Source organism: Chryseobacterium sp. DT-167, from assembly GCF_058310155.1.
Window position 1 is genome coordinate 1 of sequence record NZ_JBZEEQ010000097.1, and the last position, 588, is coordinate 588.

Sequence of the window (588 nt, forward strand, 5' to 3'; positions counted from 1 at the left end):
GACGGCGAGCTTGTCGCATACTTTCTACTTCGATTCGAATCGGGGAAACTTTCGTCCGTCGAGGAGACGATTGCTTTGCTTCTTCCCGACGATTTCAACCGAGTCTCGGGGCTGCTCGAACGGCTAGCGCCTGGACTCGTGCCATCTCCGCGGGCAGCTCAAGTTTGGACATTCGTATCGATCGCTGACATTCGACACAACTGGGCAGCGTTCGCGCACCCATGGGAAGAGGTCGAACTCGTCATCTTCGCATGGGGCGATCTATCGGAATGGCTATCGATTCTCCCATTCATGCCGTCGCATAGCCCCCGTCGGCTAGGGTCCGCAAATCCCGAAACGAGGCTGGATGAGCTCCTTCAACACAAGCGTGGTGAGCTTGAACGTTAACCCTTCGCCTTGCACGGTTGGCATGCGCAGGCGCGTCCTGGGTGACGGGATCAGGGGATCAATGCGGCCATGGTAACTATCGACCTCGAGACCGACGACGATGATGTCGCGTCGATTGCAGTTTTTGAGGGGCGGATCCCGTCGAGATGGGAGCGTTCGGTCATTCGACGTCGGAAGTACATGCTGAACGTGATCAACGTG

General features: G+C 57.1%; 1 protein-coding gene. It reads left to right on the plus strand.

What is annotated here, in order from left to right; all coding sequences use genetic code 11:
• On the plus strand, positions 1–387 hold a 387-nt coding region (locus tag AC4FQ5_RS19960), incomplete at its 5' end, for a hypothetical protein (RefSeq protein ID WP_491146410.1).
• Positions 388–588 lie beyond the last annotated feature (201 nt).